This window comes from Exiguobacterium sp. SH31, assembly GCF_001816105.1.
GTDB lineage: Bacteria > Bacillota > Bacilli > Exiguobacteriales > Exiguobacteriaceae > Exiguobacterium > Exiguobacterium aurantiacum_A.
In genome coordinates, this window is sequence record NZ_LYTG01000023.1 from 26,666 (window position 1) to 44,667 (window position 18,002).

The following is an 18,002-nucleotide window of genomic DNA, read 5'->3' on the forward strand; positions in this document are numbered from 1 at the left end:
GAAGAAAGAAAAAAGTGTGAAGAAAATGCTACCAAAATAAGAAAAAAGCGTGTCAAATTTTCGGTCGGAACGCTGCTTCCATCCGGTAGATCGGCTGACCCATGGCGCTGAAGCGCTCTTCGTACTCGGTACGTACGTTGTCAACAGGTTCGTTTGCGTGCAAATCGAGTGAAATATCCGTGAAGTACATGCCGTATTGGCTCATACTCTCGAGCGAATATTCGAACAGACTTCGGTTGTCCGTCTTAAAGTGGATTTCGCCCCCGCGAGGCAGAATCGCTTCGTATGTGGCTAAAAACGTCTTATACGTCAAGCGGCGCTTCGCATGTCTCGTCTTCGGCCAAGGGTCCGAGAAGTTCAAGTAAACGCGGTCGACTTCTCCTGCTTCGAAATAATCGACGAGTTGCTTCGCATCGACGGTCAAGACGCGTACGTTTGGCATCGGCGTTTCGACGAGTTTTTGGACGATCGAAACGGCAACGCTCTCGAATAGCTCGATGGCGATAAAGTTGGCGTCCGGGAACTGTTGGGCCATCCCGAGAACGAATTGCCCTTTCCCAGAACCGACCTCGATAAAGAGTGGATTGTCGTTACCGAATTCAGTTTTCCAACTCCCTTTCAACTGTTCGGGATTCGTGATAAATACATGTTCTTGGGCTTGCATATAGTCTTTAGCCCAAGGTTTATGGCGTAAGCGCATTGAAATCCTACCTTTCGTTCATGAAATGTTCAAGTTTCTGCTGACTGAGCCGCTTTACGCGAGCAGTCCCCTTGCGATTATACACGAAATCATTGTTTAATGGACATGAATCATCCCTCACAAGGAGGTTAAATCAATGAGCACGTTAGATCAATTCTTAATCTTTTATGCGGCCCCGCTCACGTTTTTCGGCGCCGTCATCGCTACGTTCGTCTGGGCGTACTTTATGAAACCTGAAGATGTCTGATGTATATCGAAAGGGATGACTCACATTCGTGAGCCATCCCTTTTTTCATTGCGTCCGTTCATCCGCTTCGTCGAGTAGCTCACGAAGCACGGTCAGACCTTCAGCTCTTGCCATAGCGCTCTGTTCACCATAGATGGTCAACACGGTCTGGGCAATCGCGTACCAGTGCATCCGATAATGCAGATCGGCGGTCAGCGTGATCCCGTAATGGCTGAACCACTCTTCCCAATCGACTTCATCGACGTAGCTATAGACGACCATCGCCAAATCAAACGCGCGATCCGCGATAATGGCGTCGTCCCAATCGGTCAAATAAAGAAGTCCCGACTCATCCTCAATCCAATTATTGTGATTGAGATCAGAGTGACAAACGACCAGTTCGCGCTCGTCATCGGGCAGCCGATGGTCTGATAACCAACGGACCGCCTCATCGATCGTCTCATCTGCCTCATCTTGCTCATAGGCGGCACATTGCCGGTACAACAGTTCTGAAGTGACCGGTGTATGGTTTAACTGCTGTAACATGAATAATAGCTCTTTCGAATGATGGATCTTTCCGAGTTGCGCCGCCACTTCGGAACGCTCCATGTCGGCAGGCGATAACTCGCGACCTTCGATGAACTGTTGGGCACTGAGAACGTCTCCGTTGAACATCCGCTTCGTCCACAATAGTTTCGGGACGATGCCTTCGGCGGATAGAATCGCTAAAAATGGAGACGAATTCCGTTTAACAAAGATTTTTTGTTGGTGCGTCGTCGCTACGTACGCTTCACCCGTAATCCCGCCTGCGGAAGCCACTGTCCACTCTTCACCGAGGGCACCGATTATATCTGAATACATGTTCATCACGCTCAAATCTCATTGGAAGTTAAAAAGATACAATCACAATATTAACACGCGATAATCGTCATTGACAACGACTCGACTTGAATCTGACTCGGGTTTCGAACAATCGGCGTCAAACTTGCCTTATCCCCTTGCACGTATACGTTCCAGTCGCCTTCGGCTTGGAACGTCACTTGCTCGAACGTCCCGTTCAAATACACACGCACTCGCTGCCAAGCATCGTAAGAATGGCTTGCTGTCAGTTCGTAAGCGATCACACCAGGCGGCGACGGGAGAAACTTGAACTGCTCGACTACTTTTTGCCGGGTATCATATCGGAAACACGTGTGGCGCCGGCGTAACTTGAGCAGCGTTTTCACATACTCCACTTCTGTCGCCCGACTGTCACGAAGGTCCCAATCAAAATGATTGATCCGATCAGGGGCGTTGTAGCTGTTCTCTACGCCTTGTTTCGTCCGACCGAACTCTTGTCCGGCGTGAAGGAACGGAACGCCTTGTGACGTAATGACGATCGCCGTAGCCAGCCGTTGCATCCGTAACCTCGTCGTCTCATCCGTATCCTCACAAGCGAGCAGCAATTTATCAAACGTCGTATAGTTATCGTGCGCTTCCACATAATTGATCGTATATTGCGGACTCGGGAACCGACCGACGGTGACGTTCGGAATCTGAACGGCACCGGTGATGCATTCACGAAGTTCCCACTCCCGCCATTCGTTCCCGGATACGAAGCCGCGCTCGCGCTCGTTGAACGAGGAACCTTTCAGCGCATCTCGCATCATATCGTTAAAATGACCAATTCGTGGCATATGCGCCGCATTGTGGGAAGACGCCTTCAAGGACGGGCCGAGCGGTGTCGCCAAATCCCAACCTTCTCCATAGATCAAGATAGACCTGTCGACTTTATCAAGCGACGTCCGAACTTGGTTCATCGTTTCCACATCATGGATCCCCATCAAATCGAATCGAAAACCGTCAACTTGATACGTCGTCGCAAAATAAGTGATGCAATCGACAATCATGCGACGCATCATATACCGTTCAGACGCTGTATCATTCCCGACACCGGTACCGTTTGCGACCGTCCCGTCGTGCTCATACCGGAAATAATAATATGGCACGAGCGCTTCGAGCGACGACTGTTCACGAATGAACACATGGTTCATGACGACATCGACGACGACGCGCATCCCGGTTTTGTGTAACTCGTTCACCATTCGGGCATACTCGAGCACTCTTGTTGTCGGGGCGCTTGGGTCTGAGGCGTAGCTCCCTTCTAAAGCAAACCAATGAATCGGGTCGTACCCCCAGTTATAAGGCATGCGTGTCAACTCGTCGACGCTGCCGAAGTCATGAACCGGGAGCAATTGTAAATGTGTGACGCCTAACTCTTTCAAGTAATCGAAACCGGCACTCTTATCACCGGTCGTCCGAATCCCGGTTTCGACGATGCTGCCGTATAATCCGTTTAGACGGCTCGTCGAAGCGGGGTGGCTCGTGAAGTCGCGGATATGAAGTTCGTAGATGACGGCGTCAGTCGCTTTTCGGAGCGGCGGCCGTAACACCGGTTCAACGTGTTTCGCAATCTCGGCTTCGACATCGACCAATACGCCAAATTCGCCATTCAAGCTGACGGCTTTCGCGTAAGGGTCGACGATATCGTTCGTTTCGACCGGTGTTTTGACGTGAAGACGGTACAGTAAACCTTCGTAACCTTTTGGCACCTCGGCATGCCAGACGCCGCGGCTACCGCGCATCATCCGAAATCGCTCGATTTCCCGATGCGTGTCTTCATCATGCACCGTCACCCAAATCGAGAAAGCGACAGGTGACCAGACGAATACGTCAATCACATTTATGCCAAAGAGGAGTCCGAGCGGTCCATCGTAGGCGTATCTGCGTTCAAACTCATTCGTCTGGACAATTTCTCTCGGGACGACCACGATTGTTTTATGTCCAGGATGAAATACGGTATAAACCGATTCCAGCGTTACCGGGCGCGCGAGACGGATGTCCCGTTCAATCGTCCCGGCCTCAGTTGATCGTTCTTCGAGCACCACGTAAGTAACAGGGCGCCCATTTTGCTCGATTTGTACTGGAATGGACTCATATTCGGCGATGACTTCGAGTCGAACCGTCTCAAATGAGAGGAGCGTTGCCCGCTCGATTGTCACATGCGTTGTCGCCTGTTGATCAGGTGTGTGATACATACTCGTTCCATCCTCTCCTACTGATCCAAAAATTGTCGAAACGGCATCTGTGCTGTCGTATCTAGAAGTTTCGCCACATCTCGAATTTGTTGGGCTTTCACGATGGATGCCCTCGCATTGACTTGTTTCATCCATTGGTCGTAATCCGACCGTGAAACAAACTGGGTCGCGCGTGTCTCCGGCACATGATCGAAATAGCCGTTCGGAGCCAACGCCACTTTTTGGATGACCCCATCATAGGACGGAAGAAACTGCCTTACGATTTCTTCGGTGCGTGTCAATGCGATGAGCGGATTGACTACACGTTTATTTTCCCCTTTGAGTGGTTGATGAATCCAAGTCTTCTGTTTCGATACGTGATAGATGCTGCGGTCACCTTCAAGCCATTCAACGAGATAAATATGCGACGGCCCAACGATGATATGGCTTAGTTCAACCATGGCCCCGTTCCACTCGACGACAGGACGATACATGAAAAAGTGATGCTCGTTCCATTCTGTAAGCATATGCCGATAACTATAGTCCCGCAAAAAAGCTAATAGTGGCATATCCGCTTCTGTTGCCCCTTCGCACGCAAATTGAAGCTTTTGGATGCGGCGCCGGTTTGTGAGCAGCGTTTGAAATTGTTTTTCCGTCAACGGGTTCGCTTCGAGTTCGATGCGCTCCGTACGACGCCAAAATTTCCACCACGGGTTTTCAAACTCCATGATTTCCGGCGGAGTTAGCCGATTTGAGTCGTAGAGTCTGCGCATTCGCGCCGTATCGGATTCGATATACTCTTGAAAACGATTGAATTGATCGAGCATGTTCCGTTCATATTTAGAAATTACGTCAAAAATTTTAATCGGGATCGCCATGTGTCCTCCTCTGAATGCGCTAGCGGAAATACTTCAACTGCTTCATAGGCAGGAGTCTTTGTCGGATTGATTCGATAGAGCACTACTTCTGTGATTGCTTCTTCCACGTCAAACGCAGGTGCGATATAAGGGATCCGCTCGCCGGTATCCAATTTTTTTGCAAGGGTGACGTGTGCTTCGAACGGTTTCCGATCGATGGCTGAAATCTCTTCTGCCAATTTGCGCCGAAGTGTACTGACGAATGTCAAAAGCGCTTCAGACGGATTCGGGATGATTGTCAGCACGCGCGGACGATCCGGTCTCCCAAAATGATCAATCTGCTGAAAACGTAACGTGAACGGCGCCGTTTCGTGCGCCACGTCTCGAGTGATCTCTTTGACTGCCTCTACTTGGTCATCGTCTAATGCCCCTAAAAATTGAAGCGTCAAATGAAATTCCTCTGGTCGATAAACGCGGCGATAGGAATAAAACGGTAAGATGTCCCGTTGGATTTGTTCAAACTGTCGCGCTTCGATCGGGAGCGCTATAAAATAATGTGTCGACATCGCTCGTCATCCTTTCTCACGGAACCGTCTCAGTCCCAAGAATAAAATCGCGCCGATGACACTGACTGCTGTGTACATCCAAAATACACCGATAATGCTGTCTACTTCAATGATAATACCGCTCAACTGATTGAATGCGGCTGTCGCCAAGCCCGATGTGACAGCCATATAGACGCCAATCGCTGTCGAAGTGACGTTTAAGCTGACAAGACTTCGGACAAACTGAAGTGCAACCGGAATGAGCAATCCGACGACGAGTCCTTGGACGATGGCAAGCAACCAAACGACCCACAACGACGGTTCGAGTGCGAGCCAACCGTTCCGAAGCGCTGAAATCAAAGCTGCCCCAGCGAGTACGTTGACGGTACCGAGACGTGCGACAATTTGATGCGCCACTTTCATAAACGGGATCTCACAGAGCACCGCCACTAAAAACAACGTCCCGACGAGCGTCGTCGAGCCGCCGATGCTCGTCACATAAATTCCAAAATAGTAGTTGTTTGCGTAAATCGGACCAAAGACGAGCATGCCGCCGACTAAAAACGCCACGAACGGTGCATTCCAAATGGCTGACCAAGCGAACGGGGCTGCTGTCGTCGTATGGGTTACACCCGTATCCGTAATTTGCTTCAAGGCGACGGTTCCGACGACGAGCACGATCGCACTAAGCAGAAACGTACTCGATAACCCCCATGACGTATCCGCAATCCGGCCGATCATGAAGACCGCGATAGCAAACCCAGCCGAGCCGAACAAACGGATGGCTCCGTAATCGATTTTAGCGCGGGACGTGTAGTCGAGCGTCATCATATCGACGAGCGGAATGTGGGCACATTGGAATATCGACCAGGCCACCATCAACAGAATGATCCAGACGTACGATGTCGCAAATAAAAATGTGAGCGAGATTGCCGCAGCCGCAATCATTGCTAACATTAACCAGGCGCGGGTTCGGCCCGTGCGGTCGGCCAGCATGCCCCAGAGTGGTTGTACACCAATCGATAAAATCGGCAAAATGGCGACGATCGTCCCGACCTCACTCGGTGACAAATCAAAACGCGCTTGTGAGAAGAACAAGGCCATGTATGGGATGAGGGCGCCTTGTGCGAAAAAGATGGCGACATAAATCGATTGAAACGATTTTTTTTGCTGGTTCACGTTCAACTTCCTTCCTAACAGACAGAGAGCCGACCGATGCAGTCAGCTCTCAAAGGTTATTATTTGGCGAGCTCGTAAATTGCTTCCGCATAGATTGCGGCCGCACGTAATAAATCTTCAACTTCCATATACTCGTCGACCTGATGGGCGACATCTTTCGCTCCCGGGAACAATGCGCCGAACGCGACGCCGGCTTCGAGCGAGCGTGCATACGTACCGCCTCCGATTGCCATCAGGTGCGCTGATTCACCAGTTTGGCGCTCATAGACGCCTGCTAATGTTGTCACGAGCGGATGATCTTCCGAAACGTGGTGTGGCGGCATATGGTGTTTTGTCGTCAATTCGAAACCGAATGACAACGCGATTTCTTTCAAGTTTTGCAGACGTTCCGTGAACTTTGCCGTATACGGGTAACGGATGTTGACCGTCGCCATCCGCTCCGTGTCGTTGTAGCGGAAGACGCCACCGTTGATCGTCAGATCCCCGGTCTCGTCACTCGCTTCAATACCGAGCGAGATGCCGCGTGAGTCCGCAAAGACGTGACGGACGAACTCGATGTAGCGCTCACCTTGAATATCGAGCGCGAGCGTGAGCAGGAAGCCTGCGAGCACGTAGGCCGCGTTCACCCCGTTGTCTGGTTCCATCGCGTGGGCCGCGACGCCTTTTATTGTGAACGTGTACATCCCTTCTTCAAAAACACACGTCCCGTCCGCTTCATACTTCTCGAGATACGCCTCGAATTGGTCTTCGAGCACTTCATTCGTTTTCAACACCGCTGTCGCAACGTCTGGCACCATGTTCGGGCGTTCCCCGCTGATGAACGAGACGAGGTGATGTTTCGTTCCCGTGCCGTGCTGGATCGGAAGTTGCTTGAGCACGCCATCGTATAGACCTTTCTCGGCGTTGATAATCGGGAAATCGGCGTCAGGCGCAAACCCATACGTCGGCATTTCTTCTTGTTTAAAGTACTCACGGACGCAACGCCACTCGCTCTCTTCGTCACAGCCCGCAATGAGACGGACCCGTTTCGATAGTGGCAAACCGAGCTCTTTGACGATCCGCAGTCCGTAATAGGCAGCCATCGTCGGTCCTTTATCATCATTGCTGCCGCGTGCAAAAATTTTGCCGTCGGTGATTGTCGGGTTGAACGCCCCATACGTCCACCCGCCCCCGGCTGGTACGACATCGAGATGGCACAAGATGCCGACGAGTTCTTCACCTTCGCCGTATTCTAAATGTCCCGCATATCCGTCGACATCCTTTGTGATAAAGCCATCACGTTGACCTAGATCGAGCATATAGTCGAGCGCTTGACGGACTTCTGGGCCGAACGGCTCGTTCGGTCCTGTTTTCGATTCGTTTAACACGCTCGGAATTGTAAGTAATCCTTTAAGATCGTTTAAAAACGCATCTTTTCGTAAGTCGACTTCTTGTCTCCAGTTCATGTCAATCTCCCCTTTGCGAATGTTCTCTCCCTTATTAGTATATCCAAATGTCAGAAAGACGAACATTTATTTCGAAAATAATTTTTCGTTCGTCTTTAAGCTCCATAACCGATGATTTACAGTTCGTTCATTCGATATTTACGTTCATAACATGTTCTTTACATTGAAATCGTTCGTTCTTTTCTCTTGCTTTTCTGTTTAGGAGCGTTATACTTAAGATGTAATTTTAGAAAATAACAATTTCATATTTCATTCGTCGTCCGTCGGTTTCGTCTTTCACCATTCTACGCATTGGGAGGTCATCCAATGAAAGGTTCAACAGATCGTATGCTAACCCGTATTAAGTCGATTTATTTATTTATCAACGAAAGGGATTGCGTTACCACTTCAGAACTAGTAGAAGAGTTCGGCATCACATCACGCACTGTCCAGCGTGATTTGAACGTACTTGAATACAACAATCTTGTAGAAAGTCCGAGTCGCGGCACGTGGACGTCATCGAAACGTTCACTGAAGACGGCAAATTGAATATAATTACAAGGGGTTCCGCGAGCGGGGCCTCTTTTTTTACATAAAAAATGAGACCGGATGCCTTTCTGACATCCGGTCTCACTTTTCACTCCTGATTCATGACAAAAACTGTTCGACTTCTGCTTCAGTCAGTTCACGGTATTCACCAGGCTGTAACGATTCATCGAGTTCGAGCGGTCCAATTTGGACACGTTCGAGCTGTTCGACGTGCTTACCGACCGCAGCGATCATCCGCTTGACCTGATGATACTTCCCTTCCGACAACGTCAGGCGAACGACCGATTTTTGGCCCGTCTGACTGAGCACTTCAAGACGCGCCGGTTTCGTCGTGTATCCGTCCTCGAGAGCGACTCCTTCCGCGAACGTGCGGATGTCCTCGACCGTCATCTCACCGTCGACTTCGGCGATATACACCTTGTCGACGTGTTTACGCGGTGACATGAGAGCGTGGTTGAACGCCCCATCGTTCGTGATGAGCAGCAGGCCCGTCGTATCTTTGTCGAGACGACCGACAGGAAACAGCTCGTAATGGGCGTAAGCCGGGTCGATCAATTCGATGACCGTCGACTCAACTTTGTCCTCGGTCGCACTGATGACACCAGCCGGCTTATTCATCATCAAGTAGACGAACGGACGGTACTCGACCGGCTCACCGAGCACGGTGACCGTCTCACTGTCCGTGTCGACGTGACGTTTCGCATCTTTCACAGGTTGGTCGTCGATTCGAACCGCTCCCTGTTTTAATAACAGTTTCACGTCTTTACGTGAACCATAGCCCATATTGGCTAACAACTTATCAATTCGCATTATTTTTCCTCCGATATTGGAATCGTTTTCCTAACAGTTTCCCGGCCAAGTGGCTTCTCCATCCGAGATAGCCATACACGACGAGCCCGATCCCGAAGCCGACGACGGTCGCAACGATGTCATTGCTCCAACTTGGTTGGTCATTCAGTGTGACGAACAACGACCCATACACCGCAACGAACATCGCCGCACCCATCGCAAACATAAGGATCGTGCGACGTAACAGTTGTTTGTATGGAAACTGAAGTGCCCGCTGAATCTTCCACACCATGAGGATGATCGCCACGATGTATCCGGCAATCGTCGCATACCCGGCACCGATGCCGCCGAGCGCGTATACGAATGGGACGTTCAAGACGACTTTCGTCAAGAGCCCCATCGCTGTCGCGAAAATCGTGAAGTATTGTTTATTGATTCCTTGCAAAATTGCCGCAGCGACCGAGTAATAGGCGAGGAAGAATGCACTCGGTGCGTAGTGGAGCAAGTAGACCCACCCTTCCCGATCACCCGGGAAGAGCGTCCCAAACAACGGCTCTGAGAGCGCGACGAGTCCGATGACGGCTGGAATCGTCACGAAGAACGATACTTGGAAAATATGATTGACTTGATTGCGGACTTTATCCATGTCCCCGTGTGTGAACGATCGGGTGACGAGTGGAATCGTCGCCATCGACACACTGGCCGCGATCGATACCGGGATCAAAACGATCTTGTGGGCGTTACCGGTCAAAAAACCGAACGCCGACGTCGCCTCAGCCACCGATTTCCCGGCGTTGAGCAACGTGTTGACCATCGTCAACTGATCGACGAACTGGTAGAGCGGTGTCGACAAGCCGACCATGACGATCGGAATCGAGTAGCTGAGCAATTCAAGCAAGAGCGACTTCATCGAACGGACCGGCGTCCCTTCAGGGTTGTCGGTTTGACGATGAATGTCTTTCCGTTTGCGCCAGTACATCGCGAGGACGACGATACTTCCGATCGCCCCAATGAACGCACTGAACGTCGCGATCGTCACGGCGAGCACTTTCAATCCATTCAGTTCCGTCGTCTCGACCGCCGCCGTCCCGCCGAGCGTGTCAGCGAGCGGACGGACGAACTCCGAGTCTGAGAAGACGAACAAGACGAGCATCGTTCCGCTGAGCAAGAACATGATGCGTACGATCTGTTCGATGACTTGTGAGATGGCCGTCGGGGCCATATCTTGATGTCCCTGGAAATAACCACGGACCATACTCATCGCCGGGATGAGTAAGAGCGCAAAACTGACGCTTCTTGTGACGAGCGTGAGCGAGTCGATATACTGTTGATTATTTTCCGAATTGCGGACCATGAGCTCCGACAACCACGGAGCGGCAAAAAAGAGTAAGAAAAAGGCGACGACACCGGTCAAGAGCATCAGCTTCATCCCTTGCCGGAACAGCCGTTGACTCGTCCCATACTCGCCGAGCGCGTTATACTTGGCGATGAATTTCGAGACGGCAACCGGGATCCCTGCCGTCGAGATGGCGATCATTAGCGCATAATACGTATATGCCGCTTGGTATAACGTAACACCGGCAATCCCGACCATCGCTTGGAACGGGAACGTGTACAGCAGTCCGAGCGCACGGGAAATCAAGTTCCCGGCTGATAAGAGCAGCGTTCCTTTGACGAAGGATTCTCGTCCTGAATCTTGTTTGACGCTTGATGACATGAGATACCTCCATCTATTCATACAACGTTTGAAATGTCCTAGTTTTACAAAACGACCGTTTCTCATTATACTCTTACTGTTGCGGATAATAAAGTTACGATAATTTTACGTGTCGATTTGAAACAGAAACGAGGGATACTATGATGAAAGATGTCATCGTCATCGGAGGAGGCCCAAGCGGCCTGATGGCGACCTATGCAGCCGCAAAAGCCGGAGCGAACACGCTCCTGATTGATAAAGGTTCTAAACTCGGACGCAAACTCGCCATTTCCGGCGGAGGACGTTGCAACGTTACGAACCGTAAACCGGTCGATGAGTTGATTCAATTCATTCCTGGGAACGGACGCTTTTTATACAGCGCCCTCGCCCAGTTCGATAATCAGTCCATCATCGATTTGTTCACGGGCTTCGGCATCCCGTTGAAAGAAGAAGACAATGGCCGGATGTTCCCGGTGACGGACAAGGCCCAGGACGTCGTCAACACGCTCCTTCGCGCCATCGATTCGCTCGGGGTCGAGATTCGGAAGAACGCGAAAGTGAAGACGCTCCATTTTAATGAAGCAAACGAGTTCGAAGCGGTCGAATTAGAAGACGGGGAACGGATCGAGGCCAAGGCATGCGTCATCGCCGTCGGCGGACAATCCGTCCCCCACACCGGCTCGACCGGCGACGGCTATCCGTGGGCCGAGAAAGCGGGGCACACGATCACAGAACTATTCCCGACCGAGGTACCCATCCTATTGAACGATTCGTTCATCGGGACGAAACAGTTGCAAGGACTGTCGCTTCGTGATGTCGCACTCACCGTGCACGGTAAAAAAGGGAAGCCGATCAAGACGCACCGCGGTGACATGATCTTCACCCACTTTGGCATTTCGGGTCCGATTGCACTCAGATGCAGCCAATATACGATCAAAGAACGCAAGCGCAGCAAAGAACGGGTCGTCGCCCTATCCCTTGACTTGTTCCCGGACATGGCGCGCGATGAGCTCGTTCAAGAGTTGTGGAACCAAGTCCAAGCTCAGCCGAAACGTGCTGTCAAAAACGTCTGGAAAGGGTTCATCCCGGAGCGGATACTCGACCTCCTCTTGGCTGAACTCGCTTTCGGCGAAGAGGACGCGAGCCAGTTGAAACGACAATCGGTTATCGATTTCGCGACGCGTCTCAAGACGTTCGAACTGCACGCGACAGGTACGCTCGACTTCGATAAGGCGTTCGTCACTGGCGGTGGTGTCTCGGTCAAAGAGATCGCCCCACAGACGATGATGTCAAAAAAAGCAGACGGTTTGTTCTTCGCCGGCGAGGTGCTCGATATTCATGGATACACGGGCGGCTATAACATTACGGCCGCTTTCACGACCGGCCACTGCGCCGGGTCACATGCGGCGGAATTCTCCACACTCGAGCCTGCAACGTAAAGAGAGCGTGGACTAACAGGAGTGATATCGCTCATCCTATCGGCGCCCACGCTTTCGCAGGCAATCCCGGAGCCGCATCGCGACTAACGTCGCTGCTGGGTCTCCGTCGGATTGCTTTCCTGCAGGAGTCGGGGCGCCGTCTGACGAGCAACTTAAACGGTCGACATCGGGCTACTGCGGACTCGACTTCAATTTTATGTTAGGCAGAGCGTCTCAAGGCCCTTGAACATAAAAAAAGATGAACCAGATCGCTGTTTACGATTTGGTTCATCAACAACCTGAGAGCGTGGTCCTAGTGACCACGCTCTCTTATTTTTCTGCCATTTGGCGACGGACCTCAGCCTCGAGTTCAGGCTCGGGTGGCATCCACCCTTCAGGCTTCATGACTTTATTGTCTGACGCGCGCAGGATCGGCAATCCGTCCGGGCCGAGTTTCGCCATGTTGGCACGCTGGACGATTTCAAACAGCGGCACCGGGTCGAGCCCGAGCTCGACGAAACTCCCCATCACGAAATAGAGTGCGTCCGTGAGCGCGTCCCCTTGACCGACGAGCCGGTCGACGTCGTTCGTCGGCGGCGCTTCTTGAAGCGATTTGTGCACGGCTTTCTCAAACCCTTGCTGGAACGTCGCGACGGCTTGCAAAAACTCGTCTTCCGTCTGGGCCGACTGGTGCAAAAATTCGACGACCGCTTCTTCTGCCGTCCAGACCGACCGTTTCACGGCCCGATCAAGTTCGAGCGGGCTCGGCACGCTTGCTTCCGGGTGTCCGAAAGTTTCGTGAAACTGGCGTACTTCTTCATAAAAATAGCGTTTACTCATTTAATCCGCTCCTATCAGTCGACCGAGACGAATGCGTCAAGATCGAACACGTCTGGTCGTACGATTGCAAAAATTTCATTGTCTTGCAGGAACATGCCGGTCGAACCGTAGACGCGGGGCGTCACCATTTGACCGTTCATCGTCCCTTCCCCTGGGTTGATCGTATATAACACGAGTTCTTCCGAATCGAGGACATAAATCCGTCCTTGCCGTTCGACGAGACCGACCCCACGGAACTTCTCAAACTTCTGTTGAATCGAGGCGCTCATCCCTTCCGTCGTGAGCGGCTTGCGTGATTCAATCGTCCACTCCGTCAACGGTTCGACGTCTTCTGTTTCTTCCGTTCCTTCTGATTGAAGTGCCTCATCTTCCGGAGAGACAGCATCCGTCTCGATCGTTTCTTCAGCCGATTGGGCCGGTTCATCCGTTGCTGGTTCGGCTTCCTCATCCGGTGTCGCTTCGGGTTCCTCCGGCGTTTTCGCCTTCATAATCCGTTCTTGTACATAGATGAGTTCGACATCCTGTGTCGCTGCCGTGCGGTTCATGATGATGAGCCGTTCCGTCTCTTGGTCGTACCCGAGCCCGAACAGCCGATCGGTCGAAACAAGCCCGCCGATTGCTTTTCGTTCGCGCTCCATCCAACGTCCTTCTTCTCGCTCGATCGTCACGATGACACCGGTCGATGTGACGGCATAAATTTTATCTTCTGCAATCATACGCATCCCGATAAAGTCACCGAGCGGGAACGATTGATTCTCGGTCTCGAGCTTGAGCGAAGCGTTCACTCGATTCGCGTTTCCGCTCACTTCAAAGAAGTCGTTGTCTTTCGTCAAGACCAAATAAGCCCCGATCGTGTCGCTATAGTAAACCTCGTCAATATTCTGTATTTGTTCGAGCGCATCGGTCGTATCGATGTCTTCTTCGTCTGGCGAGGCCTCGACCGGAGGCATCGACGTCGCTTGATGACTCGTTTGAATCTCAATCTTTTCAAATGTCGCAGCGATTTGGCTTTGAATGTCTTCGTCTGAAAAAACGAACACGTAACAAAGAATCACGCCGACCACGACCGCAAACAACGTCGTGTACAGTACGTAAGATCGTTTCATGGACGCTTAGTCCCCTTTATATTCAGTGTCGCCCTTTAGTGTAACAAAACCGCCTCAAAAAGAAAACGGCATCCCCAAAAAGAAAGGAACGTGTGACAATGTCACACATTCCTTAACTTATCCTACGACGATGTTGACGAGTTTACCTGGGACGACGATCACTTTACGGACCGTTTTTCCTTCAGTGAACTCTTGTACACGCTCGTTCGCGAGTGCCTCCGCCTCAAGTGCTTCTTTTGAAGCGTCGCGCGTCACGTGCATCTTCGCCCGGAGCTTGCCGTTCACTTGGATGACGACCTCGATCGTATCGCTGACGAGTTTCGACTCGTCGAACGTCGGCCACGCCGCATACGTCAACTCTTCTGCCATCCCGAGACGCTCCCACAACTCTTCAGCCAAGTGTGGTGCGACCGGAGCGAGCATCTTGATGAAGTTGACCATCTCTTGCTTCGGTAACGTGTCTTGCTTGTACGCTTCGTTGATGAAGACCATGAGTTGCGAGATCGCTGTATTGAAGCGAAGTGCCTCATAATCTTCCGTCACTTTTTTCACAGTCTGATGGTACGTGCGCTCAAAGCCGGCCGTCGCAGCGACGTCTTCGAGTTTCGCTTGTTCGAACAAACGCCAGACACGGTCGAGGAAGCGACGTGCCCCGTCAAGGCCGTTCGTCGACCACGCGATGGCCGCATCAAGCGGTCCCATGAACATCTCATAGAGACGAAGCGTGTCGGCACCGTGCGACTTGACGATATCGTCCGGATTGACGACGTTGCCTTTTGATTTCGACATCTTCTCGTTGTTCTCACCGAGAATCATGCCTTGGTTGTAGAGCTTTTGGAATGGTTCGTTCGTTGGGACGATCCCGATGTCATAGAGTACTTTGTGCCAGAAACGCGCGTAGAGCAAGTGCAGGACCGCGTGCTCCGTACCACCGACGTACAAGTCGACCGGGAGCCAGCGCTTCAACTTCTCAGGATCGGCGATCATGTCTTCGTTATGCGGATCGATGTAGCGGATGTAGTACCAGCAACTGCCGGCCCATTGCGGCATCGTGTTCGTCTCACGACGACCCTTCTCACCCGTCACCGGGTCTGTGTACGTCAACCACTCGTCTGCGTTCGCGAGTGGTGACTCGCCTGTGCCTGACGGCTTGATCTCATCGATGATCGGAAGTTCGAGCGGAAGCTCTTCGATCGATACCGTCTTGAGCGTCCCGTCTTCCATATGAACGATCGGGATCGGCTCGCCCCAATAGCGTTGACGGCTGAACAACCAGTCACGGAGACGATACGTCGTCTTCGCCCGGCCTGTGCCGGCAAGTTCGAGTTCTTCGATGATTTTGGCGATGGCATCGACTTTATTGAGACCGTCGAGCGCTCCTGAGTTCACATGTTCGCCGTCTTCCGTGTAAGCCGCTTCATCCAAGTTACCGCCTTTGACGACTTCACGGATCGGGAGGTCAAACGTCTTCGCGAACTCATAGTCTCGCTCATCGTGGCCCGGTACGGCCATGACCGCACCCGTGCCGTACGTCGACAAGACGTAGTCAGCGATCCAGATTGGAAGTTGTTCCCCGTTGACCGGGTTGACCGCGTAAGCGCCCGTGAAGACACCCGTCTTCTCTTTGGCGAGATCGGTCCGTTCGAGGTCGGTCTTCTTCGAGACTTCTTCCGCGTACGCTTCGACTGCGACGAGTTGTTCCGGCGTCGCGATTGCTTTGACGAACGGGTGCTCAGGCGCGAGTGTGACGTACGTCGCTCCGTAAAGAGTATCAGGCCGCGTCGTGAACACGGTAACGACTTTATCGTGCCCGTCGACTTTAAAGTCGACTTCGGCGCCGACCGATTTTCCAATCCAGTTGCGTTGCATCTCTTTGACGCTCTCTGGCCAGTCGAGTGTTTCTAAATCATCAAGCAACCGCTCGGCGTAATGCGTGATGCGGAGCACCCACTGTTTCATCGGGACGCGGTAGACCGGATGGTTCCCACGCTCAGACAATCCGTCGATGACTTCCTCGTTAGCGAGTACCGTACCGAGGGCCGGACACCAGTTGACCGCCACTTCGTCGACGTAGGCAAGGCCACGCTCATAGAGCTGCGTGAAGATCCATTGCGTCCACTTGTAGTATTTCGGGTCGGTCGTGCTGATCTCACGGTCCCAGTCGTACGAGAAGCCGAGGTCTTTCAACTGACGGCGGAACGTCCCGATGTTACGCTCCGTGAACTCGCGCGGGTCGTTCCCTGTGTCGAGGGCGTACTGTTCGGCCGGAAGACCGAACGCGTCCCAACCGATCGGGTGAAGGACGTTATAGCCTTGCATCCGTTTCATACGGGCGATGATATCTGTCGCCGTGTAACCTTCCGGGTGACCGACGTGAAGTCCGGCTCCTGACGGGTAAGGGAACATGTCGAGGACGTAGAAACATTCCTTGTCCGGATCTTCCGTCGTCCGGAATGAATCTTTCTCTTCCCAACGCTTTTGCCATTTCGGCTCGATGTCTTGATGTTTAAAATAGCTCAAAATTATTCCTCCTCTGCATAATAAAAAGCCCTCCGCCCCGGTAAATGGGACGAAAGGCTTGAAAGCTCTCCGCGGTACCACCCATGTTGCATGTCTGCCACTTGAGACGCCGGTAACGAGGCGTAACTTCGGTTCACCCTACTTTTCGTTCAGGCGAACAGCTCCAAGGCGAGTTCTCGGGGTCCATATACCGGTTCACACCAACCACCGGCTCTCTACAATATCGACCTTACGATACTATTCCTTATCAACGCAATTTTTATCTCACCTCTTCATTCTAGCGCAAGATAAAAATCCACGTCAATGTGAACTTACAATCACGTTTTAATTTGTTTGAGCGTCGAGATCGTTTTCACTGCGAAGAAAGCGATCAATCCGAATCCGACCTTGTTGACCAAGTCGGCGACGTTGTAGATGAGCTCACGCACTAACTGAACCTCTACCCCGGTCGCGAACAGCGTGACCGCGTAACCGATCGGGTAAATCGCCCAACCGATCAAGATGAACAGGCGCATGTTGAGCAGCGCTTTCCGAATCGGGGCCGGCGACGATTCCGCCGCTTTCGTGACGTTCGTGAACAGCAAGTAGATGATATAGATCCAGGCCAAACAACCGACTAGATAGCCCCACAATCCAAGTTGCGTGAAGCCGCCGTTCAAGTTGATCGACGATTCACCGAGATATCCCGAAACGATCATAATAATGTCGGCGACGATCAATTTCGTCAGCAGTCCCGACTTCATCTTCCCTTTCAAACTGAGGAGCAACGGGAACTTCACGAGCAAGAGCGGTGTCGTCACGAGCCAATCGATATAACGAATCTCGGTCGGGAAACCTGTGATTTCAGACAACAGTCCCGTATCCCCGACGGCGTCCTTCATGAAATAGTAATGGATGGCAGCGACAAACGTGACCAAGGCAGCGACCGTGGCGACGGAACGATATTCCGGGTCGAGGCTGTTTCGTTCCACTAGAAAATAGAGCGTCGCGGCGGCCATTCCGACAAATCCGACCCAAAACATGTATTGGGTCGCGAGCACGAGTAAATTGACTTCTTCGTTCATGGTGTACATCCCCTCATCGGCTAGAAACAGGAA

At 52.0% G+C, this 18,002-nt stretch carries 16 protein-coding genes and 1 other annotated feature; of the genes, 3 read left to right on the plus strand and 13 right to left on the minus strand.

Annotated elements, in window-relative coordinates; translation table 11 throughout:
• Positions 1-52 precede the first annotated feature (52 nt).
• Complete coding sequence (gene trmB, locus A6395_RS03320) at positions 53-700, minus strand: tRNA (guanosine(46)-N7)-methyltransferase TrmB (RefSeq protein ID WP_071397854.1); 648 nt, start codon at positions 698-700, stop codon at positions 53-55.
• Positions 701-836: 136 nt separating this feature from the next.
• On the opposite strand from trmB, the gene cydS reads away from it, so the two are divergent.
• Positions 837-947 (plus strand): cytochrome bd oxidase small subunit CydS family protein, encoded by a 111-nt coding sequence (gene cydS / locus A6395_RS16295; protein ID WP_438802343.1) that lies wholly within the window; start codon positions 837-839, stop codon positions 945-947.
• 45 nt (positions 948-992) lie between these two features.
• Here the strand turns inward: cydS and A6395_RS03325 are convergent, their stop codons facing one another.
• Genes A6395_RS03325 through pepV form a run of 6 tightly spaced genes read right to left on the minus strand, consistent with a single transcriptional unit; the run spans position 993 to position 8,008 of the window.
• Positions 993-1,787, minus strand: coding sequence for a phosphotransferase family protein (locus tag A6395_RS03325; protein WP_070329440.1), 795 nt, complete (start codon positions 1,785-1,787; stop codon positions 993-995).
• A gap of 50 nt (positions 1,788-1,837) precedes the next feature.
• Positions 1,838-4,003 (minus strand): type I pullulanase, encoded by a 2,166-nt coding sequence (gene pulA / locus A6395_RS03330; protein WP_071397855.1) that lies wholly within the window; start codon positions 4,001-4,003, stop codon positions 1,838-1,840.
• Between the two features lie 17 nt (positions 4,004-4,020).
• Positions 4,021-4,860 (minus strand): NERD domain-containing protein, encoded by an 840-nt coding sequence (locus A6395_RS03335; RefSeq protein WP_071397856.1) that lies wholly within the window; start codon positions 4,858-4,860, stop codon positions 4,021-4,023.
• Positions 4,830-5,405, minus strand: coding sequence for an RNA 2',3'-cyclic phosphodiesterase (gene thpR, locus A6395_RS03340; protein WP_071397857.1), 576 nt, complete (start codon positions 5,403-5,405; stop codon positions 4,830-4,832). The genes A6395_RS03335 and thpR overlap by 31 nt, the downstream gene beginning before the upstream one ends.
• 6 nt (positions 5,406-5,411) lie before the next feature.
• On the minus strand, positions 5,412-6,563 hold the full coding sequence (locus tag A6395_RS03345) for an MFS transporter (protein ID WP_233589571.1): 1,152 nt from the start codon (positions 6,561-6,563) through the stop codon (positions 5,412-5,414).
• 59 nt (positions 6,564-6,622) lie between these two features.
• Positions 6,623-8,008: a dipeptidase PepV gene (gene pepV, locus A6395_RS03350; RefSeq protein ID WP_071397859.1), complete on the minus strand. Its 1,386-nt coding sequence runs from the start codon at positions 8,006-8,008 to the stop codon at positions 6,623-6,625.
• Between the two features lie 306 nt (positions 8,009-8,314).
• Here pepV and A6395_RS15655 point away from each other — a divergent pair, with 306 nt between their 5' ends.
• On the plus strand, positions 8,315-8,536 hold the full coding sequence (locus A6395_RS15655) for a DeoR family transcriptional regulator (RefSeq protein ID WP_083274163.1): 222 nt from the start codon (positions 8,315-8,317) through the stop codon (positions 8,534-8,536).
• Positions 8,537-8,635: 99 nt separating this feature from the next.
• On the opposite strand, the gene A6395_RS03355 is transcribed toward A6395_RS15655, so the two are convergent.
• Both A6395_RS03355 and A6395_RS03360 read right to left on the minus strand, forming a co-directional pair.
• A complete protein-coding gene (locus tag A6395_RS03355) occupies positions 8,636-9,346 on the minus strand; it encodes a pseudouridine synthase (RefSeq protein ID WP_071397860.1) in 711 nt (236 codons plus the stop codon).
• On the minus strand, positions 9,336-11,042 hold the full coding sequence (locus A6395_RS03360; RefSeq protein ID WP_071397861.1) for a putative polysaccharide biosynthesis protein: 1,707 nt from the start codon (positions 11,040-11,042) through the stop codon (positions 9,336-9,338). The genes A6395_RS03355 and A6395_RS03360 overlap by 11 nt, the downstream gene beginning before the upstream one ends.
• Positions 11,043-11,182: 140 nt before the next feature.
• Between A6395_RS03360 and A6395_RS03365 the strand changes: the two genes are divergently transcribed.
• Positions 11,183-12,460 (plus strand): BaiN/RdsA family NAD(P)/FAD-dependent oxidoreductase, encoded by a 1,278-nt coding sequence (locus A6395_RS03365; RefSeq protein WP_071397862.1) that lies wholly within the window; start codon positions 11,183-11,185, stop codon positions 12,458-12,460.
• A 309-nt stretch (positions 12,461-12,769) separates the two neighbouring features.
• On the opposite strand, the gene A6395_RS03370 is transcribed toward A6395_RS03365, so the two are convergent.
• The 4 genes from A6395_RS03370 to A6395_RS03385 all read right to left on the minus strand — a co-directional run bounded on the left by A6395_RS03370 (position 12,770) and on the right by A6395_RS03385 (position 17,969).
• Positions 12,770-13,279, minus strand: a complete 510-nt coding sequence (locus A6395_RS03370; RefSeq protein WP_071397863.1) for a pyrophosphohydrolase domain-containing protein — start codon at positions 13,277-13,279, stop codon at positions 12,770-12,772.
• A gap of 14 nt (positions 13,280-13,293) precedes the next feature.
• Complete coding sequence (locus A6395_RS03375; RefSeq protein WP_071397864.1) at positions 13,294-14,385, minus strand: hypothetical protein; 1,092 nt, start codon at positions 14,383-14,385, stop codon at positions 13,294-13,296.
• 117 nt (positions 14,386-14,502) lie between these two features.
• Entirely contained in the window at positions 14,503-16,905 is a 2,403-nt protein-coding gene (leuS, locus tag A6395_RS03380; RefSeq protein ID WP_071397865.1) for a leucine--tRNA ligase, read from the minus strand.
• Between the two features lie 42 nt (positions 16,906-16,947).
• Positions 16,948-17,165 (minus strand) — a binding site (T-box leader).
• Positions 17,166-17,222: 57 nt separating this feature from the next.
• Positions 17,223-17,969, minus strand: a complete 747-nt coding sequence (locus tag A6395_RS03385) for a bacteriorhodopsin-like (RefSeq protein ID WP_071397866.1) — start codon at positions 17,967-17,969, stop codon at positions 17,223-17,225.
• Between the last annotated feature and the right edge of the window lie 33 nt (positions 17,970-18,002).